At 51.5% G+C, this 5,980-nt stretch carries 8 protein-coding genes; 4 read left to right on the plus strand and 4 right to left on the minus strand.

Annotated features, from left to right (window positions below):
- Positions 1-186: 186 nt before the first annotated feature.
- The 4 genes from IGR76_10910 to IGR76_10925 all read left to right on the plus strand — a co-directional run bounded on the left by IGR76_10910 (position 187) and on the right by IGR76_10925 (position 2,612).
- The gene (locus tag IGR76_10910; protein ID MBF2079003.1) at positions 187-1,203 is read left to right on the plus strand and encodes a M48 family metallopeptidase; all 1,017 of its coding nucleotides are present in this window, start codon (positions 187-189) and stop codon (positions 1,201-1,203) included.
- Positions 1,204-1,265: 62 nt separating this feature from the next.
- Positions 1,266-1,460 carry a PAS domain-containing protein gene (locus tag IGR76_10915; protein ID MBF2079004.1) on the plus strand — a complete coding sequence of 65 codons (195 nt, stop codon included), beginning with the start codon at positions 1,266-1,268 and terminating at the stop codon, positions 1,458-1,460.
- Positions 1,461-1,835 (plus strand): hypothetical protein, encoded by a 375-nt coding sequence (locus IGR76_10920; GenBank protein ID MBF2079005.1) that lies wholly within the window; start codon positions 1,461-1,463, stop codon positions 1,833-1,835.
- A 39-nt stretch (positions 1,836-1,874) separates the two neighbouring features.
- Entirely contained in the window at positions 1,875-2,612 is a 738-nt protein-coding gene (locus IGR76_10925; protein ID MBF2079006.1) for a diguanylate cyclase, read from the plus strand.
- Positions 2,613-2,622: 10 nt separating this feature from the next.
- Here the strand turns inward: IGR76_10925 and IGR76_10930 are convergent, their stop codons facing one another.
- The 4 genes from IGR76_10930 to IGR76_10945 all read right to left on the minus strand — a co-directional run bounded on the left by IGR76_10930 (position 2,623) and on the right by IGR76_10945 (position 5,957).
- The gene (locus IGR76_10930) at positions 2,623-3,474 is read right to left on the minus strand and encodes a helix-turn-helix domain-containing protein (protein ID MBF2079007.1); all 852 of its coding nucleotides are present in this window, start codon (positions 3,472-3,474) and stop codon (positions 2,623-2,625) included.
- Positions 3,475-3,647: 173 nt separating this feature from the next.
- The gene (locus IGR76_10935) at positions 3,648-4,685 is read right to left on the minus strand and encodes a hypothetical protein (protein MBF2079008.1); all 1,038 of its coding nucleotides are present in this window, start codon (positions 4,683-4,685) and stop codon (positions 3,648-3,650) included.
- Positions 4,686-4,929: 244 nt separating this feature from the next.
- Positions 4,930-5,604: a hypothetical protein gene (locus IGR76_10940; protein MBF2079009.1), complete on the minus strand. Its 675-nt coding sequence runs from the start codon at positions 5,602-5,604 to the stop codon at positions 4,930-4,932.
- Positions 5,605-5,696: 92 nt separating this feature from the next.
- A complete protein-coding gene (locus IGR76_10945; GenBank protein ID MBF2079010.1) occupies positions 5,697-5,957 on the minus strand; it encodes a transposase in 261 nt (86 codons plus the stop codon).
- Positions 5,958-5,980 lie beyond the last annotated feature (23 nt).

Raw genomic sequence — 5,980 nt, forward strand, 5'->3', positions numbered from 1 at the left:
AAATTGCTATGGCTCTGAGGGAGGCATTGGGGGAACCTCATCAGGGGCGATCGCCAACCCTCCGTCCAGATGCAATAGAGGCATATGTCGTTCACCCTCTCGTAGAAGGAATAATTTAGGATGGCTGTAGGGGCTTATCCGAGCCACCTACATTTAACCCACCCATGATTGCCCCTGAGAGCGAGTATGCCTAGCTATCCTGGAATTGCCACTGCTGCCTTTCGCCATCCCCTCGATGCCCAAGCCGAACAAACCCTCCGCAGCGTTCCGGGGTTTGATTTAGTGGCACGCAAGTTTGTGGAATTTACGCTGGAGCGGCCTCGATCAATCTTCCTATTGGGCAACAGCATTGAGGTGGGGCCACGCCAATATTCCACGATTTATCAGATCTTCCGCCAATGTTTGCATGATTTGGATATATACCCCGAACCCACCCTGTTTGTAACGCAATCCCCCCAGGTGAATGCCTACGCCCTCGGACAAGATCACCCCTGCATCGTCATGAATACGGGATTGCTGGAGATTTCCGGTGAGGCCGAACTGCGGACAGTTCTTGCCCATGAGCTAGGACATTTGAAGTGTGGACACACGATTCTGTCGCAGATGGCCCAATGGGCGATTTCGCTGGTGTTTGAGCTGTCTAACCTCACCTTTGGCCTCAGCAATGTCGTGAGTACCGGGCTCATCCTGGCGTTTTACGAATGGCTTCGGAAAGCGGAACTGTCAGCCGATCGGGCGGCCTTGCTGGTAGTGGATGAGCTAAATCCAGTTCTGCAAAACATGATGTACTTTGCAGGAGGGAGTCGTCGCTATGTGAATGAGCTAAGTTTGAAAGAATTTATTCAGCAATCGCAGCGTTACCAGGAGTTGGATCAGGACAATCTGAACCAGGTGTACAAGTTTTTCCTATACAATAATTTGTCCAACGGGGTGTTTTTAAGCCATCCCTTTACTGTCGAACGGGTGCATTTTCTGCAAGAGTGGTTTAACTCGGATGATTTTCGGACTATTCGGGCAGGCAACTATCCCCGCTCGGAAGAAAGTGCGGTGAATGTGGACGTTCAGGATATAACCCAACCCCCAACGACGACGCCTCAATCTCCGCCCCAAAGTGCCGAGGATGTGGAACGTCTTCGCCGCGAGTTAGACGAGTTGCAGCAGGAAATTGATCGGATTAAGCGATCGCAATCTGGGAATCCTTAACGTAGGGCGATCGCTCCTTTTGTGTTCATCTCGGTGTAACGGCTTGTGGTTACACTGGCACTATGATCAGACACGCCAAGCATATCAATCCCAATCCTGAGGGTACAATACCGTCAGGTATTGATGCTGAGCGCCTAGTCCACTCAATCCCGCTGGGTATTCTCGTTTTTGACCTAAACGCAACCCTCCTCTACGCCAACGCCAACGCCGAAGACACCCTGGGCAGACCTTGGGCAGATCTGTCGGGAGATCGGTAATTGCAGGTTATTCACCCGGATGATTTTGCCGTGGTCATCCAGTCCTTTAATCACGCTGTGCAAACTCAACAGCCTTGGCGTTGTACCTGCCGCATTGTTCGATCTGAGCAGGATGGGGTCAGGGTGAATATCTGGGCGATCGCCCAAGCCAATGTCGTTGAGGATCAGATCGTTTACTCGGCGTATCTACAAGACGTTTCCGAACTCCAACAGGCTCAAATTTCTTGTGAGAAACCGTTGAGCGATCGCCAGCACAATGTTGAGATCATTGCGGATGCTGTACCCGTCGGTCTATATCGCAATGATGCCGACGGCAACTGCGTTTACATTAACCAGGAAACCTGCAAGATTCTCGACATCACCTTTGAAAAATGACTGGGGCATGGCTGGGCCAGCCGCCTCCATCCAGAGGATGTGGAACGAATGCTGCACTCCTGGCAACGGGCATTTGAGGCGAAAACCTTCTGGCAAGACGAATATCGCTTTCTGCATCGCGACGGCACCGTGATTTGGGTGATGGCTCGCTGCGTGTTTACCTTTGATGACCGGGGTGAAAACACAGGCTCCGTCGGATCGCTGACGGATATTACGCGCCAGAAAGAAATAGAGTTGGAGCTAGAACTAGCGAACCAAGAACTCGAACGATTAGCGAACTTAGACGGATTAACCGAAGTGGCCAACCGCCGCTACTTTGATCAGTTTTTAGATCAAGAGTGGCTGCGTCTACGGCGAAGTCAACATCCGCTGTCGCTGCTCATGATTGATATCGACTGTTTCAAAGCCTACAACGATACCTACGGGCATGTGCAGGGCGACCAAATCCTCAAGACCGTCGCTCAACTCTTGGATGGAGTGATCAGGCGTCCCACAGATTTGGTCGCTCGGTATGGTGGCGAAGAGTTTGTGATTGTCTTGCCGGATACCGATGCAGCCGGGGCAAATCATCTGGCCGATGAGATCCTAAGGGAAATCCATGGTCTCGCGATCCCGCATCAGGGATCTTCAGTCAAGGATTTCCTAACCCTCAGCATCGGCCTTGGCAGCCAGGTTCCGGCAATGGAGCGATCGCCCGATGACCTGATCCTTCAGGCCGATCAAGCCCTATATCTCGCCAAAATACAAGGGCGCGATCGCGTTGTGACCAATCCATGAGGAGTAGCCCCTAGGTCAACGAGTACACTTGCCCGTCAATTAGCAGCCGCGTGATTCCTTTGGATTGCAGCGACTCGGTCACTTTGTAAAACATCCGCCCATCGGGAACCTTCACCACCCGCTGCATGCGCCGCGAAAAGCGTCGGGCCACGCGATGGTTATCAAAAATAGGGAGGGTTTTGGCCTGGATCTCATCCTCTGGGATCTGCCCCAGTTCCGCAAATTCCTTTAGAGGACGGGTAATCAACTCAGAGGAGCGATCCACCACGACGTAGCAGGTGCGGGGCAACTTTGCACTGGCAAACGGCAGGATTTCGACTTGAGCTTGGGAGGAGACAATGCTGGCGATCGCAAAATCCCCATCCTCATCCTCTAGATCGTCTAGATCGTCATCTTCGTCGAGAATGTCAAGGTCGTCCTCATCATCCAGCTCATCCAATTCATCTTCATCGCTGAGGGCTTCCATCTCGTCGTAGCGATGCTTGACATCCATCAAATCTTCTTCAATCTCTTCCAGCACATGGACATCCAGCTTTTCGGATTTAACGGGCTTAGCAGGCTTGACCTTGCCATTCCCTGCATCGGGAAACTCAAAAATAGGCAACTGATCGGCGATCGCTCCCCGAGCGTGAGACGATGGAGCGGCAAAATCAGCACTTTCAAAATCCATGCGCGGCCCAGAGCGCTTTTGCTGGACTAGGATTTCATATTCTTCGTCAGGGATACCCTGTTTCACAATGCGGCTGATGGTGCTGTTGCTTACCCCAAAACGACTCGCCAGAGTAGACGTAGACTCCTCTGGACGACGATAGAGGTCAAGAATCTCTTGTTTTTCTGCTTCTGTCAGTCGTTTAGGAGCCATACGCCTTCATCCTTTTGCTTCCGCCAATCGTCACATGTTCCCCTGTCTATTTTGACATTGGAAACCCATAAGCTGCCTCAGCGATTATGGCAGGTTCTTAATTCTCTGGGCAAATAGATGATGAAGTCCGATACAGAAATATGTCTTTTTTCAACGTTTCGTAGAGAAATTGTTTAAGTCCGGCGACGCAAATTTCGGCGCGATCGCGTGGACAGATCGTATTCTAACGCCGCACCCACGCTGACCAAAATGCCGCTAAAGATCCAAAACACTTCGGGTAAGGCTCCGGTTTCGTAATCTTCAATATAGCTGGTGGCGTAGTTGAACCAAATATCCGCAATGTAGAAGCAGAAGGCCGCTGCCGCAATGAACCGCCACGACAGGGAAAAACGACCTCCCCAAAAGGCCAGCAGCAATGCCGTTGCCATCACCAGCAACACTAAATCACCCAGAATGTAGAGCCATCCAACGATACCTGCAAGGGGAGCCAAGAGGTTTTCCACCGCTTGCGCCCATCCCGGTACATTCGCTTCTGCTTCGGGTGCAGTGTCCTCGGCAGGTGTCGGCTCAACGGCTGGAGCAGTCGCCGCATCGGGAGGCAAGGCTTCATTGGTGGCAGCGGCATCCGGGGATTGAACCTGCTCAATGGCGTTGGGTTCAACTACGCCCATGTCGAGCTCTTCGGGAACGGCGATCGCCGTAAAGTAGGCAATCAGGACACCCAGCAATGCAATCCCCGCAATGATCCCGTATTGTCCCAGCATCAGATTGAGGCGACGGGAGGCAACCGCCAAGAACATGCCGCTGCCCAAAAATACATAGGTCAGCAGAAAGAAAAAGTCTCCCGGCGAGACTTCTGGCGATTTGCCCAGCACCAACTCCCAATACATGAGAAACAGGTTGCCAATAAAGTAGGACAGCATCCCTGCGCCGAGCAAGAACCAAACATTCCGTCCACTCACAATTTGGCTGCTACGCCAGTTGCGAAAGCAGAGGAGGGTCGCAAATAAAAAGGCGATTTCTTCTAAAAAATAGGTGCCAACGGAATACCATCCCGGTAGATCTTCCCCTGGCAACGGCACACTAAAAAGGAGGAAAAAGAGCAGAGATAGCACTCCCCAGACGACCGCTGCGATCACGATATTTTGCAGGGAGAGGAGTTGACTGGCGGAGTTTGTGGATTTCTTCAATGGACTGCTCCCAACAACCAAATACGGATCCGACGGGATGTTCCCGCACCCAATGACCAAAATTGCGATCGCCCCCGGTAGAGTCGTCGCTTTTCGTTATAGATAGCTGGAAATATAGCGTAGTTTTACTAAAAATAGTGCAGAAGACAACATTAATTCAGACTAAAACGCAAGGTTTAGGATATGTTTGCAAACGTGAATTTGAATTAAGACTTTAGTTGACCATGATGCAGAAGGTGAGCGGTTGGAGCGATCGCCCTACCGCTCAAACCCACTCCTTTCCGGTCGGTGATTGTTTGAGCCATTTCAGAAACTGGGTGCGATCGCGTTCGGGCAAATCTTGCAGGGCATCCATGACCCGCCCCGTAAAATTCGCATTCCCGAAATGATCTTTGCCGAGGCGATACAGTTCTTGCAGCAAGGTATTGAGATGATGCTCTTGCCAAGCTGGAATTTGGAGGGAGGCCAGGGGATCGATCGTGAGCAACTGGTTCACTGCATCGGGAGTCTCCGCTTGGGGAAAATGCCATTTCTTAAATACAGAGGTCAGTTCCTCTTGAAATAGCGCCACTTGGCGATTGCCCAGAAGATCCTCAATATCAATATAAACAGCCTGGAGTAACAGCAAACACGCCTGCACAAAGGACGGTTCAACATCCGGTTCTGGACCCGCTCCAGCGCCAACGTCGTCCGTCAGGTGTTCCAATCGCACCTTGCCCCAAACGCTGTAGCGCTCTGGCTCTTCCAGCAAGACGCAGGCTTTACCCCGATTATCAGTGAGATCTCGCCAAAACGTTTTGGCTTCCTCTTCCTGGGATGCGCTGAAGACACTGATCAGGCGAAACGTTTGCCCTTGATATTGGAGAATAGGAATTTTTTGATCGCGTTGGGGGTGCTGAATCGTTGAAATTTCAACGTCTTGCCTTTTTAAGATAAACATGGCACCGTTTGTAACTCCTGATCAAGGGCGGAGATGCAGATTATGGTAGACTCGGCCGGAAGGTGCTGCATTGTGACACCGTTATACCACTTTCACTCCGATTGTGAGTAACCTCCAGGGAAATCTACTAGGGCAAACGCATAAAAATCATTGAGTAAGGATTTTGCGGAGATAAGCATCATCCCCCCCGCCTTTTTGCGCTTTGCTTTGATGCCCACTTTGGTGGATTTGTCCTGCCCCAACCGATTCAACGCAATCTGTCGCAATAAGCTCATGGTCTGCGGGGCGTGGTCTTTGCGAATCCGACAGGCATCTTCAGCCAGGGCGGCGGCCATCTCCCTCGGGCAACCCATCGCGTCAATGGTCACGATACATC

This window comes from Synechococcales cyanobacterium T60_A2020_003, from assembly GCA_015272205.1.
Taxonomy (GTDB): Bacteria; Cyanobacteriota; Cyanobacteriia; order RECH01; family RECH01; genus JACYMB01.

Excerpts from the sequence above, each read along its gene's own strand:
- IGR76_10910 (MBF2079003.1), top strand. The coding sequence starts at position 187 with ATGCCTAGCTATCCTGGAATTGCCACTGCTGCCTTTCGCCATCCCCTC.
- IGR76_10915 (MBF2079004.1), top strand. The coding sequence starts at position 1,266 with ATGATCAGACACGCCAAGCATATCAATCCCAATCCTGAGGGTACAATA.
- IGR76_10930 (MBF2079007.1), bottom strand. The coding sequence starts at position 3,474 with ATGGCTCCTAAACGACTGACAGAAGCAGAAAAACAAGAGATTCTTGAC.
- IGR76_10940 (MBF2079009.1), bottom strand. The coding sequence starts at position 5,604 with ATGTTTATCTTAAAAAGGCAAGACGTTGAAATTTCAACGATTCAGCAC.
- IGR76_10945 (MBF2079010.1), bottom strand. The coding sequence starts at position 5,957 with ATGGGTTGCCCGAGGGAGATGGCCGCCGCCCTGGCTGAAGATGCCTGT.